Genomic DNA, 23,273 nt, shown 5'->3' on the forward strand with positions numbered 1-23,273 from the left:
GTTCGTCTTAGCTATGTCCCGGCTACAAATCGGAGGACCATGGCCCGGCTCGGCCACTACCTGACAATGGAAATTGACGGCAAGTCCTTTCCGGTGTCGCCGAATGAACTAGAGGGGGAAATCGAGTGGCGTATCGAAGTTATGAGATGGCTCGTTCGAAAGACATTCCACTACTTAGCGTCGATACCGAAGGACGACTGGATACCACGCTTGCTGGAGGTCGAGAAGTCGCTGATGCTCGATACGGGCCTGCACAGGCTTGAGGCACAGGCCGTCGCCGAAAGCGCACTGAAAACAGTTAGTGACCTCACTGAATCCAGCATCCGTGACCTTGGAAATGGCGCACCTTACTTTGGAGCCCTTATCAAGCACGAATGGGAAATGCTCAGGGAGCGGCACAGAGAAATCGTGCGGAGCCAGCCATTTGATGTGGCCACGTGGACCGAAGAGGCCTCGGACCTCTCATCAGTCTCCGACAGTTGGTTACGCCAGCCAGAATGAGCGTACCGACACGTGACCACGCCCGACGAAAGAGCAGCCGCAGTCATGCGAACGCGCGAATTCCTGATACGTCTTGCACGTTCTGCAGATGGTTTCGTACCTGATGCAGTGCGTATGGATGCGCAAACTTTGCTTCGGCATTACCCGTGCGTGGACGATATTGCGCTCACTTGCGAAAACTATCCGCGTTGGTGGCAAATGCCAATGAGAGGATATAAGTGACATTGGGAAAATTCGAGGAACCGTGCCGTTTAACGTTGCTGGCCAACGCTCCTTCGCTCTACCTCGACTACGACAACTGCCTGCACGTTTGCGATGCGTTCAAGACCGCTGACGGCATTGTGCCCAGCAACCCGTCGGCAACATTTTTTGAGTTCGCTGGAGTACTCGAGAGCCTGCTCGCTCCATATCCGCCATTGCAAATCGTGTTGTCAACAAGCTGGGTGCGAGTAATCGGTTTCAGTGCGGCCCGCGATAGCCTGCCACTTGCCTCACTGTGGACCCGAGTAGTTGGCTCGACCTTCAATCCCGAAGAAGACTCTGTGGCTACGTGGCGAAGTAAAAACTCGGCGACATCAGGTCAGCCGCCATGTGAAAAAGTTGGAATCAAGAACTGGTTGGCGCTTGACGACCTGCGAGCCGGATTCGAAGGCGTTGAGAGGCATTTGGTGCGATGCCAGCAGGGAGGAGGACTTGGGGACAAGGACGTACAGCGGTTGTTTGCTAGCCGCCTCGAGTTGATGTTCGGACAACCGGATTCTCGTTCGTCCGGGGACTCTTCGATTGCGGAGTGCTCGGCGTGAAGTCAAGGCGGCAAAGGCGTCGCGCAACCACCGGCCGTGAAACGTCCCGGGTTATTGGTTACGCGCTGGGCGGAGTGGCAAAAGAACTAGCACGTCTGGTAGCGCGACATCTCACGCGGCGCCGGAAACCTCTCACGCGTCGAGGGGAAGTCGATATGTCGCAAAGTGATGTCTTTCGGCTTTTGTGCCGAGCATTTTCGAGAGCGATGCTTAAGCCGCGCAGCAACCCGGTGAAGGCTGCAAAGCAGCGGAGCGCTCTTTCGTTTGTGCTCGCCGCCGCGGACGTGCCTTCGTCTCTCAATGTGTCCGGTGTCCCGAGGGAACTGCGCCGCACTCGCAAACATAGGAGGCGATGATGGTGGGTGAGCAGCATGACAGTTCGGTTTCCGATACCCCAACACTCTTTCTCAGCTTCGGCGGCGTGTTGAATGTCGGTCACGGCCTGGTGGACGATAACGGCGTCGTCACCTTGGATTCAGGTCGGCCGCCGTTCGAGTATGCACCCTATCTTGTGGACGTCCTCACGCCTTGGCCGCAAGTACAAATCATTCTTACCACCTCGTGGCTGAGAAGCCTCGGCGATGAGAAGACCATCGCGCTGCTACCCGACGAATTGCGCCGCAGAGTCATGGGCACGACGCTTCATGCATCACCCCGTTTCGACGAAATCAAAGACGGCACCGCAAAGACCATGACCGTCATTCGCCATTCAAAGAAGCGTGGCCTCACAAAGTGGCTGGCGCTAGATGACGAAGCGTGTGGCGTGCCTCCCGGGTTCGAACAGCATTTTTTGCACACAGACTCGGAAACGGCGCTAGGCGCGCCGGAAGCACGCAAACAGTTACGACGGTGGCTCGCTGCGAGCTGCCGCTGCGGCGGATAAGGCAGACGCAGTGCAGCTGGCGGGGCCTTCCCGTCTTCTTTGAAGGCGCACCGGCAATGCAGACTCTGGAGAGAGAGATTCTATGAAACTGTCGGACTACCCGCGGCTAGCAATTAGCCGAGACTATCTGCGCGATGCTCGACGTATGGGGTTGTCGTCATCGACCCGCCTGCGATGCACGTGGGAGTCGATTTATTTTTGCTGCTGTGAAGTCGCCGCCCTCCAAGGTCGTCAACTGGACGGCCTGGACCATCCGGACGCCGACATTGTTGACAACGCATTGCGAGCAATCGCGTTGACGGAGGACGAGCGACGTCATGTTCTAGAGATGCTCCATTGGGCAGCATATCAACAGCCGCTATTACCAGGGCCCTGTCTGACGGATGATGCGTGCGATTTAGCTGAAGAATTTCACGATTGCACGGTCGCAATTGCTTTGACGAAGAGATAAGCAATGAACCTATCCGCCCCAAGACATTGGTCCCACGTCGGTGGACATGGATGATGGCGTAGCTACCGTCGTCGAGAGGATTCCCAGTGTCAGAGGAGACCGAGTGTGAAGGTATGTGAGTTGATATCCAGTTTGACAGGATTGGACCCAGACGCTGTGGTGTTGTATCTCGACGAGTGCGCAGACACGACCGATGCAGTTGAAATCAACGAAATCCTCGCGCCGAATGAGCGTTGGACTTGCGAACGCCACGTCCTATCAGATGGTCGCTTCGTAGAAGTTCATCATTCGACGGAAGGCGGACTTTCAGTCGGCTGGAATCCCTTAAGAGACTCATGCAGAGAAGAAAACGTCGTGGTGCTCTCGAGCAGAAGGACTCGGGATGAAAGTTGAGGACCCAGTCATGGCTTTCATTGCTGGACTGGAAGGGGTTGTAGTTCTCCGCTCCGAACTGACAGGCCTTGGAAGTCCAGCACAGTTGGGGCGCGTTCTATTTAAATTCGTCAAGGCGCGTAAGCTTGTTCGCGTCGGCTTGGGAATTTACGTGAAAACGCGCGTGAGCCGGCTCACCGGACAGCTCGCGCTACCGCGACTTTCGAAGCAATCGCAGCAGAAATTTTCCATAAGCTAAAAATCGATGTCGAGCCCGGCGAGTTGACGCGTGACTACAACGAGGGCAAGACAACTCAGGTGCCCATGCTTGCAGTTGTAAGTACCGGCAAGCGTCGCATCACCCGGAAAGCCAGGTTGGCAGGAGAAGCGTGATATACGAGCGTCGAAGCGCGAACCGTCGAAAGAGGACGGAAACGTGATAGGACGGAGACCGATTTGTCGCTCAACTTCTGGAGCTCAATATGACTGACAGTGGCTGGGACATTGCGATGAGCAACATCGACGCGGAGTATGACATCCCGCAATTTGTCGCTTCCTCGCTTGTTCACAAAATCGCCGCAAGTGGATTTCGTCTGCCTGCTGCGGACCGCGGCAAGTTCGAAAGGCTGCCGGACGATGTAATCGCTCGCATCGAGCATATCGTGGTCGAGGCTTACCTTGAGGCCGGCGAAGACGTTGGCGAAGAAATTCTGCGTGAGGACCTTTGGCAGCAAGCCTTAATTTCCCGGCGCGACATGGTTGCAAATGGCGAGCTGGTTCCCGAAGACTCGTTCCGTGAACGTCTCGGCGTCACTCCACGGCGTCTCAGCAAACTGCTGACAGACGGCAGCGTTTTCACGATGCTGGTCGACAACGTGGAATACTATCCAGCGCTGCTCGCAGACCCAGTAGCTGACCGCAAACGACTACAGGCAATCTGCAGAATTCTCATACCAGCACCGCCGGATGCGCGCTTTGACTATCTGTCGTCAAGGCGTGGGAGTTTGGGCGGCGTTAGACCCACCGACATGTTGAACAATGATTCGGACTACGAGAAGCTGCGGCGAATGGCGCGGGCATGGGCCGCAGAGTGGTCGCGCACTGCCGTCAAGCTCTTTGAAGGGGAGCATGATAACGAGCCCGGCGGGGCCGACCCGCTTTACACAGCAATAGCTGAGGTCGACCCAAGGAGACCATTGTGGGAACGCGCCTCAGAAGCGCTCCACGTTCATGGGTATGAATGGCCACTGGGTCCGTATCCGGAGGCTCGGACATTTACCCTCTTCGTTGAGCGGCAAGCAGTGGGGGATTCGACGCCGACCCCGGAAGCCTGCATACAAGTGTCAGCAAGCGATGATTTTATTCGTGTACGAGTAAGGCATTGCGTCGAAACGGTCCCCGAATCTCAGGCAACTTTGCCTGCCAAGAGCAAGACCGTAGTAGATGTCGCAAAAAAGGTTATCGCGCACTTCTGCAAGCGCTGAATCCTCGCCAATGTGCGCTATGGAGTTTGTCTTTGGAATCAGAGTGGCTACATCACTGCAGCCGACGAAGCCCTGCATGCGATAAACGGATTTCTTGCGGAAGAGTGTTGCTTACCTTGGAAACAGAGACGCATGCTTATTGGATGCGTTGAATAAGGGGAAACAAATGCTGAAAGTTACTGTTGAGTTGTGGCCAGGCGGTCGCGAGTCGGGTCGCCTCGTGATTGCAACTGCGGACATTGTTCGCGTAAAAAATGGGCAACTCGCTGACTACGAGGTTCGGCTGCACGACGACGTTCTTGGCGACATTGGCACTGCAACGCTGACGCAGTACCCCCGGTTTGCTGGCAGTGTGCTGGACCTTGCGGCGCGTGCCATTGCGACCGCTCTTGCGGGTGGCGAAGAGCTACCGCCTCGGCCCATCCTCCCCGACGTCCCTGTGCACAAAAGCGGCACAACGCCATATGTGCGCATGCGCGAAATCCCGGAGCCTGCACGCACGTTGTTCGCCAAAAACATGTTCGGCTCGACATGCCCTTACATTGAGGAAGACTCCGAGCCGATGGGCTGCGTCTATGCATGGGATTGGGAAGCCTTTTTGAGCGGAGCGAGATAGTGCGCAAAATTACCGTAGAGCTGTGTCCATCGCATGGCCCTGGCCGCGCACTGGGATATGTACTGCGGCTCATTGCGGACGGCAAATTGCGGGCAACCACAGGCACTGGTCGACCGGGCTGACGCTGAGGAGACTGACACATGCTTGCAATATCGATTTACGACGGTGAGTGCAACAACATCAGCTTTTTTACGCACACTTGCAACATTGAAGGCTGTGTGGTGCCCGACAATCGCACGCCGTTCAATACACTGGAAGAAGCGCAAAAGGTGCTGGAGATGTATGCCGACAAATGCAGCACGCCCAGTCCCTCCGGCAGCTACCTCACGGTGTTCATTGGTCGCAAGACCGGAGATGCCGTCGCTCCGCTGGCGCGGCTAGCCGTGACTGTTCGTGATGGACTCGCCAGCGCAAGCATTGTTAGCAAAGACGCTCCGCGTGTTGACACGGAGCCAGTCGCTGTGAACAGCGATGACGACGTCGCGACTATTGTGCGCAAAGTCCTCACAAGTTTACGAGAATGACGATGACGCTTCATCAGGTACCTAACGACTTTCCGTGGGACACGACGCCCGCATCGCTGTCAGGAACGCAGCCGAAACTCGCCGGCAGAATGATTGACGGCAGGTTTGTCGTCGGCCTGACGGCGGAAGAGAGATGGGGCCGGTGGGATATGTGTGAAGACCTGGCCCAGCAACTGGTTGCAAAGACCCTAAAGGACGCAGCAAAGTTTCCGTCAAACTCGCGTAACGTGACACTAAGGCGGATGAGGAGAGCACTTGAAGGCAAACAATGGACGGAGCGTGTTGAAACGGATTGGCTTATGGAGCGGCTGCGGGTCTTGCTTGGGTGGTAACCTTCTGCGCGGTCCATCTATCGAAAACATCTCGTTTGCGACGATGACTCAAGCCGATTCGACGGCGCGATACCTTGAGAAACTGGAGCTAGCAATTCCTACCGCTGGAAGTCGACGTTTTCCATACGAAATCGTCAAGTCGGAGGGCGGAAGTTGGATTTGCACGTTTTTGGATGCCGGACGCGCGCCGTGGCTCGCAGATGAAAGCGCCAAGTAGTCTGGCAGCTCGCTCGTCAACACGGACCCGCACCGGGAATTACTCTTCCGACATTGGGGGGGCTACATCGCCCCGGCGAACTTCCGACAGGTCAAGGAATATTAGCCCGTTGCGACCGGGATAACTCACGATGGCGTGTTCGTTCCAAAGGACCACTGCGCGCGGACCATTCGGTGCGACACCTAAAAATATCTTGTTTAGAGTGCGGTCGTCGACCCTATCGAGAATGGCCAGTTCGCAGTTGTTGCGATTCACGGAGAGGACAAGGTCTTCGGAAATGGCCTGAGACATTGGGTCTGCCCACGGCAACGTTTCGTTGTGCCCGTTACGGGGAACGAAGATATCTCGGACGAGGCGGTAGGTGGCCGCATCTATCACTCGGATGCCGAGCATCGATTGGAACATGCCGACATAAAGCTGATTGGACCGTTCGTCGAAACTAATACAAGCGGGGGTAGCGTCATCGCTACGGTCATCGACCACGTCAGCAAGATATACCTGAGCCACATACGAGCGTGACGTGAAGTCGTAGGCTGTCAGGAAGCAATTCCCGCCTGGATATTGCTGACCATCGAGAGCGCCGCCTCTTTGAAGGCCCAAGTACAAAATGTCACTGACAGGATGCTTCGCGAGTGCCATGCAACCGCGGCCTGAACCCGGATAGGGCACTTCGTCAAACGAATATGTGGCACTGTCAATCACATAGAAGTTGGGAACCCGGTTGCTGGCGAAGTAGACGGTTCGCTCATCGTGCGACGCCGCAAGCTCTCCCTCACCGCCACCCGGCAGGATGAGTCGCTTGACGATGGCTTGTGTTGCAATGTCGATTACCAGGACGAACTCTGAAAAAACTTGGCCGACAAACAGCCGCCCATCAGCTATCGCCATACTTCCCGGTGGGTAATTCAAAATTTTGCGGCTCGTCTCCTCGCTGCGGACCTCATATCTGTCAAGCTCAATCGTCTCTACAATCGCCTTCGTCCACGGGTCGATGAAGCTGATGGTGCCTGAGCGCCAGTTTGCGGTGATGAGCTGGTCTCTGTAGACAAGTAGCTGCTGGGGTTCCGACAAGGTCGGAAACTGATAGATTGGTGCTTCGCCTTCCGCTTCAACGTATGTCAATGCAACTGACGCACTGGCACGAGCTGTACGTTCGAATTCTTCGAGCGACGTCACTAACGTAATGTTCGTTCCGCGAGCCGCATCTTGCGCCCCGGGTTGAAACCCAGCTTCGCTGACGATGATTCCACGGTCAGCGCCGAGGTCATCCACGATGCTTTTCAGCGCCAGAATCTTTTCCTTTGGTACTCGTGTGGCCCATAGTTTACATTCTACGACCCAAGTGCATGGGATGCTCTGCTGCGTGAAGGTGACATATACGTCGATATCATGGCGGGCCCTGACGCCTTCTGCCGTGTAGTCGACTTCCGCAGTGAACCCAAGCCGGCGAAACGCGGCTGCTGTCTGTTCTTGATATTGTCGCCAGTTTGCGTATTCCACCATCTCCGACCTCGCCGCATACGGCTCTATGGAAGCTGCCACGAATTCGTCTCTGCCGAGCTAGCACGACATCCTCTGGCAGAACTCTAACCCATTTGTACGCTCCCCTCCTCATGCGCGCACTAGCGGTCGGCGAAGAGCTTTGCTCAAGCCTGGCGGGCTGGTTGAATGCAAACAATTTTATGCGGACCGCTTAAGACGAGAAGGAGCAGTCGAAAAATGGCTGCTCTGCGCGCATCAACTACTTCAATCACACGGTTGCACTCCGCGCCGGTGATTCCAGCCTCCGAACTCGACGCAAGCGGCGGCCACCTTTTGTCCGCCTTCGGTTTCGAACATCAGGGGGACGGTTGCGATACGTATGCGTTGACTACTGCCATCTGTTTCCTTGAATTTGTCGTTTGACTTCTGCGAGCCGCACGACTCGCTGAGGGCAATTACGGCAAACGCTGCCCGTTCTTTAGCTGATGAGGGCTGTCCTTGCAACACATTGGGGACTGAGAGTCGCCACGGGAACGCTGCTTGCGACGGTGCCCGTGACAGCGCTTGCTGACAATGACCGCTAGAGGATTGTCGGCGCCTTCATCGGCGGATGGCTTGGGGGCGTTCTTGGTTTGCGTCTAGGAAGCGACATCATCGGCTCACTGATTACCGCCTTGATTGGTGCTGTCATCCTGCTTGCAATCCTGCGCCTCTTCAGCCGGGGGCGTGCGCGTTCGCTCTGACGCGACAACTCGTTGGTTTTGACGATAGACACTGACTGCATCAGACCATTTACCCGGCAACACGGGGTGAAGGTACCAATCGTTGAGGAATGGCTACGTACGGCCGCTGGCATACGCATTTCCATCCATGTCAGGCATCTGCCGCTACGTGGCCATGATTCTGGGGGTTTCGAGGTGCACTTTATGAGCCTGCATCGCACTCTGCGCAAACACGGCGTGATGCCCGCCGCTTCGCGTGTCGACAAGAAAAACCAGAGGTGGCCGAAGGCTGCGTCAATGTAGGCATCGCCGTGCTCGGGCTATTCTTTGCATTGCGCCACAGACGCGCCTATCGAGCACGCCTGCCAATTGTGAGCGCGAGGTGAGTCAGCGTTCCAATGACAATACCCCAAAACGCAGAACCGAGGCCCAGAAAAGTCATGTTTGAGGCTGTTGCAATGAATGTGATGAACGACGCCTCTCGATGGGACTCGTCGTGGACCAACCCCACGATGTTCGTGGCAATCGCACCGAGCAATGCAAGACCTGCCAGCACTGCAACGAAGGTATTGGGGAGCGCAGCGAACAGCATGACGACCGTTCCGGCGAAGGTGCCTCCTACCAGATAGAACAGTCCATTTGCGATTCCCGCGACGTAGCGGCGCTCCGGGTCACGGTGAGAGTCGGGCCCCGTACACAATGCGGCGGTGATTGCTGCGATGACAATCGTTATGCCGCCGGAGAAAGCAACAAGAATCGATGCCAGGCTAGTTCCAACCAGAACCGGACGACTCGGCGTCTGGTAACCAGAGGCCCGCAATATGGCGAAGCCAGGCAGGAATTGACCGGTCAAGCTGACAATTACGAGAGGCACCGCCAGGCTCACGGTTGACTTCCAGGACCAGGTTGGCATTGTGAACACGGGACGGGTAACGTCGAGACTTACCGACTGAAGATTCGTCAAACCGAGTGCCACGGCGAGAGCACAACCGAACGCTAGAACCAGGATAAGGCAGTAGCGCGCGGCCCATCGACGGAAAACGATGTAACTCGCCAGCATTCCCAGCGCAAGCCAAGGCGTGATTGCAACCGACTTGAACACATTGGTCCCGAACTGAAAGAGAATGCCTGCCATCATGGCGCAGGCTATCCCTTTCGGTATGCGCTTCACTATCTGGTCAAACAACCCGGATACGCCAAGCAGGAAAATGCACGCACCGGCGGCGATGTATGCGCCGATTGCATCACTCACCTGCATCCCTGGAAAAAGCGTCACCAGCAAGGCACTCCCGGGCGCAGACCAAGCCGTTATGATTGGTTGCTTCAGCCACCAGCTCAAAGCAATTCCGGAGACCGCGGCGCCCATCGAAATCGACCAGACCCAAGACGCGACGACGTCGTTGCCAACATGTGCGGTACGTGCAGCCTGAAAAAATATCGCTAGTGGCCCGGCATAAGAGATGATGACAGCGAGCAGCCCCGCGGTTACTGCCGACACGGACCAGCGCCCAATCGGAGCGGCGGACACTAGCGTACCTTCGTTGTCGCGATTCATGGCATCCGGAGGGATTTAGTGGATGGAAGATGGGCGACGTCCGAGCGCCGTTACCTGCACCCTCATATACGGAAAGAGTGGCAGACCGGAAAGAACGGTGTGCGGTTCGTCGTTCGAATCGACGTCGAAAATGCTGTAGTTCGCGTAATCACCGACAACGCGATGCAGTTGCTGCCATTTGCCCTGACGTTGAACCTCCTGCGAGTAGGCCTTCTCGCGGGCCTTGATTTCGTCAGCCTGAGCCACCGGCATATCGTCTGGCAGGTGTACATCCGTTCTTACGAGGTAGAGCATGGGTCTCTCATTTAAAAAAGTAGGGGGGCTCTCAGGTCCACCAGCACAAGGTCTGTCCGCAATTGCCCCGATATTCGTAGCACGTCCAGCTGTCATCCCACCAGTCTGGTGCGCCGTCCGCAGACGCCACCGCTTCGAGCAGCGACGTCAGGTCTGTCTCGACGTATTCAATAAAGTAGCCCGACTGTGTAGTTATCTGGTAACCCCAGTTGGTCAGGCGACGTCCGTTGTCCCGTACCAGCATGTGGCAACCGAAGGCATCGTTGTAGCTCGCGCTTTTGCGAGCCATCGCCTCGCAGCACTGCTCGACTGTAGGTTCGAGTTCGCCACCGGCTCGCAGTTCATCCCGTACGCTCCGCAACAGCATAAGCAGCCAGTCAATCGCCTCATGCACCGCATCCCCGCCGGCGTTGCTGTCAGTACCCTTTGCGAGCATGTCTTCGAGCGAGCACTTGTCAGCATCCGTCGCCGTCCGATATAGGTGCTCCCTCAAAAGTGCGGGAGCACAAGCAATCATGCTAAGTGTTCGCCCCTTAGGCGCGCTGACGTATTGGTCTTGTTGTCCCGGCGTCGGCAAGAATCGTCGTTTTCCTTAAGTCGATGTAAGCCTGACTCGGAGGTCTTCGACAAAAGCTTGCAATAGCAGTGACGGTTCTTCTTGGCGGCTTCGTACTATGTAAACGTCGCTAGGAACGTTTGCTTCGAAAGGACGAACATCAACACGGTCTGCCCATGCGCTCGCGCAAAAAGGGTCGATAATTGCGATACCGCCACCGGCCGCGACAAGGCCGCATGCAGTCTCGGAACGAGTTGTTTCAAAACGCACGTCGAGGTCAATGCCGTGTTGTCCAAGAACTCGCTCAACGGCTTGGCGAGAACCATCTTCGCGACCAAGCGCGATAAAAGGCTCATCACGCAGGTCCTGAGGTGTGACGATATTGGCCGAGGCGAGTCTGTGTCCCTTCGGCAAGATACACACTGAACTAACGCGACTCAGCAGTTCGCAAACGACGGCTGAGTCGCCTATTGGCATTGCAGTGAGTGCCACGTCTACCTGCCTCGTGGCTGCCAGCTCCGCGTTCCGGAGCGAATCGTGAACCTGAAGGTCGAGGAGTGCGCGGTCATGTCGCGCTGCAAATTCCACAGCGAACCCTGGCAACATGGCCGCTACGGCTGGATATGCGGCTATCGACACACGGCCCGATTGCAAACTCCGGACATCCGTCGCCAGACGGCGTAAACGCGCCATGCCTTTTACCACGTGGTCCACCTCCGCCAGCAACAGTTGGCTTTCCGCGGTGGGCACGAGCCGTCCTCCCCGCCGATGAAAAAGCGATAGTTGCAACTCGTGTTCGAGATTGGCGATGTGCGTACTTAACGAGGGCTGCGAAATGGATAGCAACTGACTTGCTGCAGTAACCGTCCCGGTCTCCATCAAAGCCCGGAACGCCTCAAGCTGACGATAGTTCAACGAATGCTCCAGCAGTATGTAGCACTTCCTGAGTATAGTCGAATCCTATAGGCGGGACAAAACAAAGTATTGGACGCAAGAAATTTGGTTTTAGAACATTCAGTCATGGGGACAGCAAGAAAACGATTCTCTCGCAATCCGCGTCGTACCGCTTTTCAACCTGTTAAACAGAGGGTTTAAGCTGCAACGACTTGCAGCAGTCTTCGGCCTCTGCTCGGGCGTCTGCTTTTTAAGCGCTGTTTTTAGTTTTGGCTAAACAAATTAACCGCTGCCTTTATTAGGCTCGGTATATGTATTCTACCGTCAATATCAAGGGCTTAAGTCGCCCCACCTTTTCGGAGTTCGATTGCCATGCGATTGTCTATTCTTGCAGTCCTGCTAACCAGCATTGCGCTCGTGCAGCCTGCCTTGGCGGCCCCAAAAACCTACGAGAAGATAACAGTCGCCACTGAGGGCGCATACGCTCCGTGGAATTTCATGGGTCCCGACGGAAAATTGGGCGGCTACGAAATTGACTTGACGCACGAGCTGTGTAATCGCATGAAGGTTAAATGCGATATCGTCGCTCAGGACTGGGATGGGATTATTCCTGGGCTGAACGCGGGGAAATACGACGCAATCGTGGCATCCATGGGTGTTACCCCGGCGCGCGAAAAAGTCGTCGCATTTTCAATACCATACACTCAAGCGCCGAATGGATTTATGACGTTGAAGTCAAGTCCATTGGCGGTGATGCCTGATTTGAATAAAGTTTTCAACCTGAGTAAGGACGAAGGCGCTGCAAAAAAAGAAATCGCTAAGCTCCGTCCTCTGCTTTCCGGGAAAATACTGGGTGTTCAAAGCGCAAGTACGGCCGCCAATTTTGCCGACAAATATCTGAAAGACTTCATGGAGGTTCGGGAGTATAAGACCATCGAACAGCATAATCTCGACCTTCAGGCTGGTCGCGTCGATTTGGTCATGGCGAATATCACCGTCCTTAACAAGGCAGCTAGCCAGCCAGACATGAAAGACGCAGCTCTAGTAGGCCCTCGATTCCTCGGGGGCGTAATTGGGGTTGGCACGACGAATGTCGCTTTGCGAAAAGATGACGCTGATTTGAAAGTGATGTTTGACCAGGCGATTAAATCGGTGAACGACGACGGTACGAATCGCCGGTTGATGCAGAAGTGGTTCGGGCTGGACTTGTCGCCGCAGAACTGATTGCTTTGCGTTTACGGGAAGCGACGGCTCTTGTAGTCGTCGCTGTCTTACCGAAAGTTTTGCGGGTTCGAATTTCAAATGGCAATGTTCACCAGGCTTGAGCCTCCAACAAAAGTAATTCAGTTCACGTTCGATGGAGAACTCGTCAACGCCGCTGAAGGAGACACGGTCGCTGCCGCGCTTCTGGCCCATGGAGTCGAACGTTTCCGTACTACTCCTGTCACCGGCGCTCCGCGCCAACCTCATTGCATGATTGGCAACTGTTTCGATTGCATGGTCGAGATTGATGGCGTGGCCAATTGCCAGGCATGTTTAGTTACTGCAAAGCCGAGAATGAACGTGACGCATCAGGACGGCCCGGGCGAAATGGAGCTGCTATGAAAATTGCCGACCGCGCTGAATGCGAGCTGGTAGTTGTCGGTGGAGGACCTGCCGGTTTGGCTGCTGCGACACTCGCGGCAGAACTCAATATTGACACCGTCATTCTGGACGAGCAGGAGGCTCCGGGGGGCCAGATTTATCGAGCCGTCGAACGTCGTTCGAGTCACGGTGACCGCGTAGCTCCGCTGCTTGGTCCCGACTTTCGCTCGGGATGGGATTTGGTTAAAGCATTCCGTCGAAGTGGGGCGACGTATGCGCCTGGCTCAGCTGTGTGGCAGGTCACGCCAGACGGCGCAGTCGGAATTACACAACAGGGCGAAGCATCGTTGCTTCGCAGCCGTCATGTCATCCTCGCTACCGGTGCGATGGAGCGCCCAGTCCCTGTGTCTGGGTGGACGTTGCCTGGCGTCATGGGCGCCGGCGCCGCACAAACGCTGCTGAAGTCTTCGGGGATTGTCCCATCAGAAGCCACGGTTATTGCCGGATGTGGCCCGTTGCCTTTGCTGGTGGCTGCTCAGTTGCTCGAGGCTGGTGTTCCCCTCAAGGCTGTCCTCATAACGACTCCAAGGATGTTGCCTGCTCAGGCCCTGTACCAGCTTCCTTGGGCGCTGACGCAATTCAACGAGATTCGTAAAGGGCTGTCTTGGATGCGTCGTTTGCGTGCTGCTGGAGTCGCTATCTATCACGGTGTCTCTGACGTGGTGGCCGAAGGGGCGGTCAAGCTAGAGCTCGTATCGTTTACTGCCTCGGGTAACTCCATGAGCATCCCGGCGTCGGTCCTTCTTTTGCATGATGGAGTGGTGCCGAACGTTCAACTGAGCCGGTCGGCAGGCTGCCGCCACGTTTGGGACGAAGCCCAGCTCACTTGGCGACCCATGGTTGATAAATGGGGTGCGACAAGCCAGGAGCGCATCTCCATCGCTGGAGACGGGCAGCGCATACTCGGCGCAAAAGCGGCGGAGCCCCTTGGACGGCTGGCCGCGCTTGATGCAGCGTGCCGCCTCGGTCGGATTAGCGTCGAGGAGCGCGACGCTCGCGCGGAAGAGCATCGCAAGCTTCTGAAACGACTAATGCGGATTCGCCCCTTTCTCGACCGTGCTTTTCCTCCCTCGTTGGTCAAGCCGCTTCCTACGGGTAACACCATCGTCTGCCGATGCGAGGAGATTTCTGCCTCATTTCTCCGAGAGACCATTCGCGATGGGCTGACGGACACGAATCAGATTAAGTCGCTGACTCGCTGCGGCATGGGTCCGTGCCAAGGACGTATGTGTGGGACGACAGTCGGTCGGATTATTGCCGAGGAACTCGGGAAATCGGTGGAGCACGTAGGCCTGTACCGCCCGCGCATACCCGTCAAGCCTGTAACGCTCGGAGCATGGGCGGCCCTGCGTAACGCTGTTAAGGACCCGGCAGCCCAACATACCGGCGAACCTTCCCGACGTGAACTGTAACTATGAATTCCAGCATACAGAATCATAAGTCCGGCGCTTCGTACGACGCGATTGTCGTTGGCGGTGGTATCCACGGCTGTAGCACTGCTCTGCATCTCGCAAAGAGGGGCCTTTCAGTACTGGTCATCGAGAAAAATACGGTCGGTCGTCACGCGTCAGGAGTCAACGCCGGCGGTGTACGGCAACTCCTTCGCGATTTCGCTGAAATCCCGCTGTCCATGGCGGCGATGGAGCAATGGTTTCACCTTGAGTCTCTTCTCGGGCCGGAGCTCGCGCCCACCTGTCACTTCATTGGAAACGTCGGTCAGATAGGCGTCGCTGGCGATTCTGGAGAAATGGCATGGTGCGAAAAACGCGTCCGCGAAATGCGCAGCCGTGGCTACGAGTTTGAAGAGTTGTTAGACCGCGAGCAGCTTAGAACGCTTTTGCCGAACGTATCGGACCAGGCAGTTGGCGGAATCATGTCGCGTCGCGACGGTCATGCGAATCCGGCGCGTTCGACGCAGGCTTTTCGCTTGCGCGCTGAACAGTTCGGGGCCGTATTCGAGGAGGGCGTCCGGGTGACAGGGCTGCAGCAATCGGGTAATCGCTGGGTGGTCGAGACATCGGCGGGCACACGAAGCGCACAGGTCGTTGTGAACTGTGGTGGTGCTTGGGCTGCGCAATTCGCACGCCTGGCGGGTGACGAGATTCCGTGCGAAACCGTTGGATACACGTTAATGGTGACGGCGCGCCTGCCGAGATTTATCGATACGGTTGTAGTCGGAATTGACCGGACGCTCTCGTTCAAGCAAACCGAGTCAGGGACTGTTGTGATTGGTGGCGGGGTTCCAGCTATCGTTGATATGGCTAACGAGACATCCGAGACGGTCGCGGACCGCATGGTGGAAAGCGCGAGCACAGTGCTCGATTTCTTTCCGTATCTGCGCAACGCACCTGTCGTGCGGACTTGGGGAGGCCTTGAAGCCCTCACCCCGGACATTATTCCAATAATTGGGCCCAGCGAAGGAGCATCGGGTATCTGGCACGCGTTCGGCTTCTCCGGACATGGATTTCAACTCGCTCCGATTGTCGGTTCTGTGCTCGCCGATTTGATTGTCGACGGAAAATCTGACTTCTCGTTAGAGGCGTTTAGTCCCACTCGGTTTTCGTCCGAGACCGTCGCGGCAGTCGGAAATTTGCACTAGGGTGAGAAGTTGCATGATTGACATGAGAATGAACTCATCGCTCACTCCGCGTCTTTTGGCGCCGGTGTGTTGCATGGATACCAACGCATTGATTCAGAGAAGGATGGCTGCGTCAACTGCTGAGATTGGATGGAGAGACGGCCGTGTCTGGAACTGACTTTTTTAGCGTGATGGGCTTCGGCCCGGAAGGCTGGGGTGGGCTAATGCTCAGAGCGGCGTTGATGAGCGTTGCCGTCGCCGGCAGCGGATTTCTCATCGGAATGGTTTTTGGCTCTCTCGTATGCTGGGCGCGTCTCTCACAGAGTGCGACAGCTCGCTCCTTGGCCGACGCCTACGCCACCGTTTTACGCGGTGTTCCTGACCTCTTGGTCATCTACCTCTTGTATTTTGGAGGAAGCGCTCTTTTGGGCCGCGTTGCAGCGTTGTTTGGCAGCAGCGGGTTCGTTTCAGCACCTACCTTCGCGACGGGTGCTCTCGCCATTGGCTGTGTATCGGGGGCGTACCAATCGGAAGTGCTCCGAGGTGCATTTCTGTCAATTCAAACTGGTCAGCTCGAAGCAGGCAGGGCCTACGGCATGAAAACAATGCTGCTCTTGCGCCGAATTATCGTTCCGCAACTCGTGCGGTACGCGTTACCAGGAATGGAAAATGTGTGGCAGTTGGTGCTTAAGGAGTCGGCACTCATCTCCGTCATTGGGTTGGTTGAGTTGATGCGTCAGTCGGCCATCGGAAGCGGCTCAACGCATCAACCCTTTTATTTCTATGTGACAGCGACGTTGCTCTTCCTCGCGATATCGTCTGTGACGGGCTGGGGATTCAGACGCGTCGAGGCGCGCGCGTTCCGCGGAGTGCGGAGGGCATGATGGACTTTCAATTTGTCGCTGACACTGTTCTCAGCTTGCTCTCCGGAGTTCCAAAGACACTGCAGCTTGCCGCTATTTCGATATCAGTAGGCGCGGTCCTGGCAGTCATCCTGGCTTGCTTACGGCTCTATGGGCCGTGGCCAGTCAGGACGCTAGTAAGGGGCTATGTCTTCGCGTTTCGTGGAACACCGCTTTTGGTGCAGATATTCCTGATTTATTACGGCTTAGGCCAACTTTCGGCCGTTCGACACAGCTTCTTGTGGGTGTACTTGCGAGAGCCTTTCTGGTGTGCAGTGCTCGCACTGGCCCTCAACACTGCAGCTTACGGAGCTGAAATCATTCGCGGCGGTATCTTGTCTGTTCCGTACGGTCAAGTTGAAGCTGCTTGGGCATGCGGCATGTCGGGATTTAAAACCTTTCGACGGATAATTTTTCCCGTCGCATTGCGACAGGCTCTCCCCGCCTACAGTAACGAGATTATTTTAATGGTTAAGTCGACTTCGTTAGCGAGCGTTATCACGCTGATGGAGGTCACTGGCATCGCTTACAAGATAATTTCGGAGACCTACAACGCTGTACCGGTGTTTGTCTGTGCTGGCGGCATTTACTTGCTCATAAATTTTATCGTGACGCGAATGCTGCAATACTTCGAGAGACGGCTGACTCCTCATTTGCGGCGCAGGTCAGACGACTCCCGGGAAACAAAAGGTCGAATCAAGGGTGCATCAATTGGTTAGCAGGCGCCGTTTGACCACTTCAGAGGGTTTGAAGCTGACCGTTTGAATTAGTCTCCTGCCCTCAAGTGGTCACAGCGTCCGCGCATGTAGGCGTTGCCTTCTCACGGCACCGCGGACGCTTCATTGCCGGACACTAATTCTGCGCCGTATCTGCCATTACCCTTCCCGCCAGTCGCGCGCCTCAAGGGCAATGTGTGGCACGGGTTCAAGTACGCTCGTGTTGAGCGAACTTCATGATATTGCACCGGATGGAGCCCACACCATCTGGAGATTTAAAAGTATTGTCAAAGGAACACCATGTTGCCCCATACGACTCAAAGCGAAGCCCGCAAGCTGGCGGTTCACGACATCCACAAACGCTTCGGTGACAACGAAGTGCTGAAAGGCATATCCCTCAACGCCAACAAAGGCGACGTCATCAGCATCATCGGCGCGAGTGGCTCGGGTAAAAGCACCTTCTTGCGCTGTATAAACTTCCTCGAAAGGCCGAACGCTGGCCGAATTGTTGTCGACGGCGTGGAGGTAAAGACTGAGGTCGACAAGATTGGGAACCTCGATGTCGCGGACCGCAAGCAGCTGCAACGCATGCGAACCAAGCTCGCAATGGTGTTCCAGCACTTCAACCTGTGGGCGCACATGAACGTGCTCGAGAACGTTATCGAGGCACCGATTCATGTTCTTGGACTGTCGCGTAGCGAAGCGGAGGAACGCGCGCGCGCATTCCTCGAGAAAGTTGGTCTCCCTGCGCGCGTTGAGAAGCAGTACCCGTCGCATTTGTCGGGTGGTCAACAGCAGCGGGTGGCAATAGCGCGCGCCCTCGCGATGAATCCCGACGTCATGCTTTTCGATGAACCTACTTCAGCGCTCGACCCTGAGCTGGTTGGCGAAGTTCTGAGAGTGATGCAAAAGCTTGCCGAAGAAGGTCGGACGATGATTGTGGTCACGCACGAGATGGGTTTCGCGCGCAATGTGTCCAATCGTGTGATGTTCTTGCACCAAGGGCGCACTGAAGAAGAAGGCTTGCCAGACGAAGTGCTGAGCACCCCGCGTAGCGACCGATTGAAGCAGTTTCTGTCTGGCAGTCTCAAGTAAGCCGCGCACGTTGCAGAGTGATGAGCAGCACCACCTCGCGCGTTGGGTGGGGCAGACGCGACTCAGGCGGCAGTCGTCGCGGTGCCACTTGCCTCGATATCCGGCGCGGACGCAATCTTCGATTTGCTGAACGTTGCCAAAGAGACGGATGACTCCTCGCTCTAACGCGTGAGACTCTCCTCGCAGAATAGACGTGTCAAATGCATGCAGTGATGGACGGACTCTGGAATTGCCGATGGCAGGTACAAGCTATCAGCGAAATAGACAAACTTCGCCGCTAAAACGGCCGTAATCTCGAAGTACGTTTTGCGGCCGACCCTTGGACACACTTTTTGCTGGCTGGTGTTCGTAGCGTGACTGCAAGCATTCCTGGTGGACCAGTCTTACCCGCTTTACCCACGCAGACAAATAAAAAGGTTGCAAGTAGTTATTTAAAATAAAGTAGTTTGGAGAACTTATGAAAAAGAGCATTCTTGCGGGACTTATTATTTCCACTTTTACGGCCCCCGCTTTCGCCCAAAACAGCGTGACGCTTTACGGGTTGATTGACGAAGGCTTTGATTACACCAATAACGTCGCAGGCGGCAAGGTGTATGAACTCCAGAGTGGCTTCGCCCAAGGTAGCCGATTTGGCCTTAAAGGGGCCGAGGACCTTGGTGGTGGCCTGAAAGCCGTGTTCCAGTTGGAGAATGGCTTCAATGTCAACAATGGAAAACTTGGGCAGGGTGGCCTCATGTTTGGCCGTCAGGCGTACGTTGGTATCTCGTCAAGCCAGTGGGGCTCGGTTACGTTGGGTCGACAGTACGACTCCGTCGTAGACTATCTGGCGCAGACCACGGCAAACGGCAACTGGGCGGGCTATCTGTTTTCCCACCCGTATGACAACGACAACACGGACAACTCGTTCCGCGTCAATAACACGGTGAAGTACACGAGTCCCGAAATTGCCGGGCTGCAGTTTGGCGGAACGTATAGCTTCAGTAACGACACTAACTTCGCCAACAATCGCCAGTACAGCGCTGGCGCGCAGTACTCCAACGGTGGCCTGCTTCTCGCAGCGGCGTACCTGCAGGCCAATAATCCATCGGCGACAGCAGGCGGCGCTATCAATAACGGAGGTGACGAGAATTTCGTGGGAAGCAAGCTGCGAATTTTCGGCGCGGGAGCTAGCTATACGTTCGGGTCGGCGAACGTGGGCGTCTCATACACGAATACGTACGTCGCAAACCCGACCACTTCCGGATACGTCGGAGACATCACGCTGCCCACAGGTACGCTGTCGAACCTACGATTCCAGAACTTTGAGATTAACGGCAAGTACCAGTTCACGCCGGCGTTCTATGTGGGTGCAATGTACACATACACCCGTACCGACTTCAACAGTACCGAGGGGAAGCTCAATCCAAGCTATCAGATGGTTGGGTTGATGGCCGACTACAACCTCTCAAAACGCACTGACGTCTACCTACAAGGCGCTTACCAGCACGTAGGTGGCGACCGTACAGGTACCGTCCTCGACTTTGCCTTCGTGCCAGGTGCCGATAACGTCTCCTCCACCCAAAATCAGGTGGTCGCGCGAGTCGCTATCCGTCATAAGTTCTAACCAGGTCAATCGGGAGCATGTTCGAGGTTTGAGCTCTCGCTCCCGATGAACCCAAATAGGAGTGTCGGCGTCACGACTCTGTCAGATGAGGGTACTCGCGAATCAATTCGTGCAGCGGCGTGTTGGACTTGGCCGTGTGCTTGAAGGTCGGCGTCTCGTCGAGCCACTACGGATGAACCGGTCGACCGCTCCAATCAGGTGACGACGTGTGGAGGGGATGCGCCAGTCCCAAGATTCCCGCGTTTTGAGACTCTATTCGGAATAAATGAAAACGCCAACGCCGACCCCAAATTCGGTCCATAGATTTTCGGTGCGAACTCTGCGCGTTCACCGTGAATTTTCAACCTCTGCGTGAGAAAAGCATGAACACAGACAAGACCACCTTTGATGCCAAGACGACAGCTTCGCTTCTCGAATACGCCACGCTCGTGAACGTCCTGCGGGAGACGATTGTCGAGTATGGAGCCGGACGCATCGCGAGCCCCGAGCGCCTTGCCATTCCGTTGCAGCAAGGCGGCCTGATGCTCTCCATGCCGTCGAGTGCTGAAGACATTGCAATCCACAAGCTCGTGAACGTCTGCCCCGGCAACATCGCGCGAAATCTGCCGACCATCAACGGGCAAGTCATCGCGTGTGACTCGATTACTGGCGAGATGATGTTCATTCTGGACGGCCCGACTGTGACTGGCCGACGGACTGCCGCTGTCTCGGCGCTGGGCGCAATGACGCTTTCGAATGGTTTGCTCAAGAAAATTCTGGTCATCGGTACTGGCAAGCAGGCATCCAACCACGTCGAAGCGTTCGCCACACTCTTCCCCGATGCGCGCATCCTGTCGAAGGGCATCTCCGATGACGACACGCGAAGCTTTGTCGAACGCCAGAAGGCGGTCGCTCCGAACCTCGAAGCATTGCAAGGCGAGATTCCCGAATCCGTCGACGTGGTCGTTACCGTGACGACGAGCAGGAAGCCTGTTTACGACGAAGCGGCGCGCGTTGGTCGCCTAGTTATTGGCGTAGGTGCATTTACTCCGGACGCTGCTGAAATCAGCAAGCTGGTCGTTGATGGCAGTTTCGTGGTCGTCGACGACCCGGTTGGCGCGAAGCATGAAGCAGGCGACCTTATCCAGGCCAACTTCGAGTGGAGCAGGGCTGGCTCTTTGGCGCAAGCGATTCAAGGTCAACTGAGCGTGGATGCACCGGTTTTCTTCAAGAGTGTCGGATGCGCGGCATGGGACCTGGCAGCGTGCCGAGTCGCCCGCAAAGCGCTCGGTTAATCAAAAAAGCGGCTACGAAGGCGAAGTGTCTCTGCCATGCCGGAAGCTCTTTTCAAGAACTGTGGAGCAATCGGTGCTTAGAGATACTTTGAGACGTTTCCCCTCGCAGTAAACCGTGCTCGCCGACATGCCATCTGACAGCTCGCCACGAGTTGGGGGTAGACGCAGAAGATGCGCGAATAGTTGGGGTTGGTGAACGGTCGTTTGGCTCCGGCACCACGCAGGACGTGAAAGCACCTCTGACATCGGACGGGCTGCTGCCGAACACGCGAGTGGTTCGGCATTCGTTAAAAAGTGTCAGTTCGCTGTGGTCGATTTGCGTGTACGATACTGTATAAATATACAGGTTTTTCCACCGCCAATGTCCACTGCTACTGTCACTGTTGAGGAGATACACCCTTCCACGGCTACGGGCGTCGCAGCTCGCCCGTAGCCGTGGAAGGGTTGTCGAGACTGGGTATCCAGCACTATCGGCGGAAGTGCCCGGTGGCGGCTGGCCTGTCGGAGCGCTGGTTGACCTTCTTGTCCAGCAGGCCGGTGTTGGCGAACTCCGACTGTTACGCCCAGCGCTTAGCGCTGCAGGCAACCGGCCGATTGCGTTCGTCCAGTCACCGCATACCCCCGACGGCTTGGGGCTCAGCTACATCGGGCAGTCTCTGGACCAAGTGCTTCGAGTGAATGCGCAGAAACACGACGACGGTCGACAGGGTCAAACGGGCCTATGATTCCGACGTAGTTCATGACGTCCATTTCGGAGTTGCCTAGAGACATGCTGCACTCGCAGAGTGGAGATAAGCGAGGCTCCTCGGTATGGGCGCGGTGCGCTCGGGACCTCTTGGGGGGTGCTGAAGCCATGAACTCAGTTGATGCAACGATTTGTAGAACGCCTATCGTGCCGCTTGTGCTCGATTCGACGGGCGTTCCCATGAACGAACGTCTATGGCTAGGTCCAGTAGTCGCTACCCAAGCTTTCCAAGAATTCGTCTCGCTCTTCCTCGGAGATAAAGATTTCTGATTTTTCTCCCGACGCGCACATTATTGATTCGAATGACTTGAACTTGGAAATCCATCGCCAAGTCGCGTAGGCATCGATAGCCCCGGCACCCGTCACGCCGTTGAAGTCGGTCCAAGAGCCACCGCCAAGCGTGTGGAACGTTGCTTTCATTGCTGCCTGCAGACTGGTAACGAGCAGCAAGTTTTTGTTGTCGCCGCGTTTGTCTAGCGCCACCATCTTAGTTACGACGAACCTGACACAACTGAACCGGCTATTTAGTTCGATTAGCGCTGAGGATGCGTCTGCTTCAACGAATACCTTGTACGCAAACTTGAAGTGCTTGGCGGCGAGCTCCTCCACCGCAGCCACAGCCTGAGAGAACTCGTCCCAAAAATAAACCTCGATTAGAAATCCCCGTTCCTTGCTAAGCCGTGCGGCGGCATTTATGAGATGTGTATCATTCGGAACCGTGGGAATAACAACATACCTATCAAGATTTTGTGGAAAGGCCTTCGTTTTCTCCACTTCATCTTCTAGGTCATCGACGCTGAATTCGACGACGCGTTTGCATTGAACGCCAATGTGAATGCTATCAGTGTAAATATACGTGTCCACGCCGTACTGCTTCTGCCCCGGTCTGCCATAGGATGTGACGATGCAATCAGGATATTTGTGGATGTAGAAATCCGTCGCAATGCGTTGGAGTTCCTGCCAGTCTCGAGGAGGCGGGATGTCGACTTGATAAAGTTCCACGTTGTTGTCAGAAAGAGATGGGTTGGAC

The 23,273-nt window shown here is 55.8% G+C and carries 24 protein-coding genes and 1 pseudogene; 19 read left to right on the forward strand and 6 right to left on the reverse strand.

All coding sequences use genetic code 11. The features are described 5' to 3' along the window. The first annotated feature begins 39 nt into the window (after window positions 1–39). From RI103_RS02255 to RI103_RS02295, 9 genes are all read left to right on the forward strand, one after another. A complete protein-coding gene (locus RI103_RS02255) occupies window positions 40–501 on the forward strand; it encodes a hypothetical protein (RefSeq protein WP_310813821.1) in 462 nt (153 codons plus the stop codon). Window positions 502–546: 45 nt separating this feature from the next. Beyond that, window positions 547–723 carry a BPSL0761 family protein gene (locus tag RI103_RS02260; RefSeq protein ID WP_310815154.1) on the forward strand — a complete coding sequence of 59 codons (177 nt, stop codon included), beginning with the start codon at window positions 547–549 and terminating at the stop codon, window positions 721–723. After that, a complete protein-coding gene (locus tag RI103_RS02265) occupies window positions 720–1,304 on the forward strand; it encodes an HAD domain-containing protein (protein WP_310813822.1) in 585 nt (194 codons plus the stop codon). Before RI103_RS02260 ends, RI103_RS02265 begins: the two co-directional genes overlap by 4 nt. Before the next feature lie 352 nt (window positions 1,305–1,656). Continuing rightward, window positions 1,657–2,187 (forward strand): HAD domain-containing protein, encoded by a 531-nt coding sequence (locus RI103_RS02270; protein WP_310813823.1) that lies wholly within the window; start codon window positions 1,657–1,659, stop codon window positions 2,185–2,187. An 833-nt stretch (window positions 2,188–3,020) separates the two neighbouring features. Further along, complete coding sequence (locus tag RI103_RS02275; RefSeq protein ID WP_310813824.1) at window positions 3,021–3,269, forward strand: hypothetical protein; 249 nt, start codon at window positions 3,021–3,023, stop codon at window positions 3,267–3,269. A gap of 223 nt (window positions 3,270–3,492) precedes the next feature. Further along, entirely contained in the window at window positions 3,493–4,494 is a 1,002-nt protein-coding gene (locus RI103_RS02280; protein ID WP_310813825.1) for a hypothetical protein, read from the forward strand. A gap of 166 nt (window positions 4,495–4,660) precedes the next feature. Then, complete coding sequence (locus RI103_RS02285; protein ID WP_310813826.1) at window positions 4,661–5,110, forward strand: hypothetical protein; 450 nt, start codon at window positions 4,661–4,663, stop codon at window positions 5,108–5,110. A gap of 140 nt (window positions 5,111–5,250) precedes the next feature. Further along, window positions 5,251–5,634, forward strand: coding sequence for a hypothetical protein (locus RI103_RS02290; protein ID WP_310813827.1), 384 nt, complete (start codon window positions 5,251–5,253; stop codon window positions 5,632–5,634). A 2-nt stretch (window positions 5,635–5,636) separates the two neighbouring features. Next, complete coding sequence (locus RI103_RS02295; protein WP_310813828.1) at window positions 5,637–5,966, forward strand: hypothetical protein; 330 nt, start codon at window positions 5,637–5,639, stop codon at window positions 5,964–5,966. A gap of 256 nt (window positions 5,967–6,222) precedes the next feature. Here the strand turns inward: RI103_RS02295 and RI103_RS02300 are convergent, their stop codons facing one another. Beyond that, window positions 6,223–7,686, reverse strand: a complete 1,464-nt coding sequence (locus tag RI103_RS02300; protein ID WP_310813829.1) for a restriction endonuclease — start codon at window positions 7,684–7,686, stop codon at window positions 6,223–6,225. A 566-nt stretch (window positions 7,687–8,252) separates the two neighbouring features. On the opposite strand from RI103_RS02300, the pseudogene RI103_RS02305 reads away from it, so the two are divergent. Beyond that, a pseudogene (locus tag RI103_RS02305) lies at window positions 8,253–8,408 on the forward strand (GlsB/YeaQ/YmgE family stress response membrane protein); the annotation flags it as partial. A 328-nt stretch (window positions 8,409–8,736) separates the two neighbouring features. Here RI103_RS02305 and RI103_RS02310 read toward each other — a convergent pair. The 4 genes from RI103_RS02310 to RI103_RS02325 all read right to left on the reverse strand — a co-directional run bounded on the left by RI103_RS02310 (window position 8,737) and on the right by RI103_RS02325 (window position 11,707). After that, on the reverse strand, window positions 8,737–9,942 hold the full coding sequence (locus RI103_RS02310) for a benzoate/H(+) symporter BenE family transporter (protein ID WP_310813830.1): 1,206 nt from the start codon (window positions 9,940–9,942) through the stop codon (window positions 8,737–8,739). 15 nt (window positions 9,943–9,957) lie between these two features. After that, a complete protein-coding gene (gene catC / locus RI103_RS02315) occupies window positions 9,958–10,236 on the reverse strand; it encodes a muconolactone Delta-isomerase (RefSeq protein ID WP_310813831.1) in 279 nt (92 codons plus the stop codon). Between the two features lie 31 nt (window positions 10,237–10,267). Further along, complete coding sequence (locus tag RI103_RS02320; protein WP_310813832.1) at window positions 10,268–10,672, reverse strand: hypothetical protein; 405 nt, start codon at window positions 10,670–10,672, stop codon at window positions 10,268–10,270. Between the two features lie 156 nt (window positions 10,673–10,828). Further along, window positions 10,829–11,707, reverse strand: coding sequence for a LysR substrate-binding domain-containing protein (locus RI103_RS02325; protein ID WP_310813833.1), 879 nt, complete (start codon window positions 11,705–11,707; stop codon window positions 10,829–10,831). A gap of 351 nt (window positions 11,708–12,058) precedes the next feature. Here RI103_RS02325 and RI103_RS02330 point away from each other — a divergent pair, with 351 nt between their 5' ends. The 9 genes from RI103_RS02330 (at window position 12,059) to lhpI (ending at window position 21,498) form a co-directional block, all read left to right on the forward strand. Beyond that, the gene (locus tag RI103_RS02330) at window positions 12,059–12,910 is read left to right on the forward strand and encodes a transporter substrate-binding domain-containing protein (RefSeq protein WP_310813834.1); all 852 of its coding nucleotides are present in this window, start codon (window positions 12,059–12,061) and stop codon (window positions 12,908–12,910) included. A 78-nt stretch (window positions 12,911–12,988) separates the two neighbouring features. After that, window positions 12,989–13,291: a (2Fe-2S)-binding protein gene (locus tag RI103_RS02335; RefSeq protein ID WP_201788146.1), complete on the forward strand. Its 303-nt coding sequence runs from the start codon at window positions 12,989–12,991 to the stop codon at window positions 13,289–13,291. After that, window positions 13,288–14,742, forward strand: coding sequence for an NAD(P)/FAD-dependent oxidoreductase (locus RI103_RS02340; RefSeq protein ID WP_310813835.1), 1,455 nt, complete (start codon window positions 13,288–13,290; stop codon window positions 14,740–14,742). The genes RI103_RS02335 and RI103_RS02340 overlap by 4 nt, the downstream gene beginning before the upstream one ends. A 2-nt stretch (window positions 14,743–14,744) precedes the next feature. Beyond that, window positions 14,745–15,929, forward strand: coding sequence for an FAD-binding oxidoreductase (locus tag RI103_RS02345; protein WP_310813836.1), 1,185 nt, complete (start codon window positions 14,745–14,747; stop codon window positions 15,927–15,929). A gap of 170 nt (window positions 15,930–16,099) precedes the next feature. Next, window positions 16,100–16,792 carry an ABC transporter permease gene (locus RI103_RS02350; protein WP_409076972.1) on the forward strand — a complete coding sequence of 231 codons (693 nt, stop codon included), beginning with the start codon at window positions 16,100–16,102 and terminating at the stop codon, window positions 16,790–16,792. Then, window positions 16,789–17,529 (forward strand): ABC transporter permease, encoded by a 741-nt coding sequence (locus RI103_RS02355; protein ID WP_310813838.1) that lies wholly within the window; start codon window positions 16,789–16,791, stop codon window positions 17,527–17,529. The genes RI103_RS02350 and RI103_RS02355 overlap by 4 nt, the downstream gene beginning before the upstream one ends. A 300-nt stretch (window positions 17,530–17,829) precedes the next feature. Next, complete coding sequence (locus RI103_RS02360; protein ID WP_310815155.1) at window positions 17,830–18,621, forward strand: ATP-binding cassette domain-containing protein; 792 nt, start codon at window positions 17,830–17,832, stop codon at window positions 18,619–18,621. A gap of 457 nt (window positions 18,622–19,078) precedes the next feature. Next, window positions 19,079–20,224 carry a porin gene (locus RI103_RS02365; protein WP_310813839.1) on the forward strand — a complete coding sequence of 382 codons (1,146 nt, stop codon included), beginning with the start codon at window positions 19,079–19,081 and terminating at the stop codon, window positions 20,222–20,224. A gap of 362 nt (window positions 20,225–20,586) precedes the next feature. Continuing rightward, a complete protein-coding gene (lhpI, locus tag RI103_RS02370; RefSeq protein WP_310813840.1) occupies window positions 20,587–21,498 on the forward strand; it encodes a bifunctional Delta(1)-pyrroline-2-carboxylate/Delta(1)-piperideine-2-carboxylate reductase in 912 nt (303 codons plus the stop codon). A gap of 943 nt (window positions 21,499–22,441) precedes the next feature. Here lhpI and RI103_RS02375 read toward each other — a convergent pair. Further along, on the reverse strand, window positions 22,442–23,245 hold the full coding sequence (locus tag RI103_RS02375) for a hypothetical protein (RefSeq protein WP_310813841.1): 804 nt from the start codon (window positions 23,243–23,245) through the stop codon (window positions 22,442–22,444). Between the last annotated feature and the right edge of the window lie 28 nt (window positions 23,246–23,273).

Origin of the sequence: Paraburkholderia sp. FT54, from assembly GCF_031585635.1 — a bacterium.
Lineage (GTDB): Bacteria > Pseudomonadota > Gammaproteobacteria > Burkholderiales > Burkholderiaceae > Paraburkholderia.

Bases quoted from the DNA above. Each gene is read 5' to 3' on its own strand.
- RI103_RS02290 (WP_310813827.1), top strand. From the start codon at position 5,251: ATGCTTGCAATATCGATTTACGACGGTGAGTGCAACAACATCAGCTTT.
- RI103_RS02275 (WP_310813824.1), top strand. From the start codon at position 3,021: ATGAAAGTTGAGGACCCAGTCATGGCTTTCATTGCTGGACTGGAAGGG.
- RI103_RS02340 (WP_310813835.1), top strand. From the start codon at position 13,288: ATGAAAATTGCCGACCGCGCTGAATGCGAGCTGGTAGTTGTCGGTGGA.
- RI103_RS02280 (WP_310813825.1), top strand. From the start codon at position 3,493: ATGACTGACAGTGGCTGGGACATTGCGATGAGCAACATCGACGCGGAG.
- RI103_RS02285 (WP_310813826.1), top strand. From the start codon at position 4,661: ATGCTGAAAGTTACTGTTGAGTTGTGGCCAGGCGGTCGCGAGTCGGGT.
- RI103_RS02255 (WP_310813821.1), top strand. From the start codon at position 40: ATGGCCCGGCTCGGCCACTACCTGACAATGGAAATTGACGGCAAGTCC.
- RI103_RS02330 (WP_310813834.1), top strand. From the start codon at position 12,059: ATGCGATTGTCTATTCTTGCAGTCCTGCTAACCAGCATTGCGCTCGTG.
- RI103_RS02355 (WP_310813838.1), top strand. From the start codon at position 16,789: ATGATGGACTTTCAATTTGTCGCTGACACTGTTCTCAGCTTGCTCTCC.
- RI103_RS02270 (WP_310813823.1), top strand. From the start codon at position 1,657: ATGATGGTGGGTGAGCAGCATGACAGTTCGGTTTCCGATACCCCAACA.
- RI103_RS02350 (WP_409076972.1), top strand. From the start codon at position 16,100: ATGGGCTTCGGCCCGGAAGGCTGGGGTGGGCTAATGCTCAGAGCGGCG.
- RI103_RS02300 (WP_310813829.1), bottom strand. From the start codon at position 7,686: ATGGTGGAATACGCAAACTGGCGACAATATCAAGAACAGACAGCAGCC.
- RI103_RS02365 (WP_310813839.1), top strand. From the start codon at position 19,079: ATGAAAAAGAGCATTCTTGCGGGACTTATTATTTCCACTTTTACGGCC.
- lhpI (WP_310813840.1), top strand. From the start codon at position 20,587: ATGAACACAGACAAGACCACCTTTGATGCCAAGACGACAGCTTCGCTT.
- RI103_RS02295 (WP_310813828.1), top strand. From the start codon at position 5,637: ATGACGCTTCATCAGGTACCTAACGACTTTCCGTGGGACACGACGCCC.
- RI103_RS02345 (WP_310813836.1), top strand. From the start codon at position 14,745: ATGAATTCCAGCATACAGAATCATAAGTCCGGCGCTTCGTACGACGCG.
- RI103_RS02260 (WP_310815154.1), top strand. From the start codon at position 547: ATGCGAACGCGCGAATTCCTGATACGTCTTGCACGTTCTGCAGATGGT.
- RI103_RS02335 (WP_201788146.1), top strand. From the start codon at position 12,989: ATGGCAATGTTCACCAGGCTTGAGCCTCCAACAAAAGTAATTCAGTTC.
- catC (WP_310813831.1), bottom strand. From the start codon at position 10,236: ATGCTCTACCTCGTAAGAACGGATGTACACCTGCCAGACGATATGCCG.
- RI103_RS02320 (WP_310813832.1), bottom strand. From the start codon at position 10,672: ATGCTCGCAAAGGGTACTGACAGCAACGCCGGCGGGGATGCGGTGCAT.
- RI103_RS02310 (WP_310813830.1), bottom strand. From the start codon at position 9,942: ATGAATCGCGACAACGAAGGTACGCTAGTGTCCGCCGCTCCGATTGGG.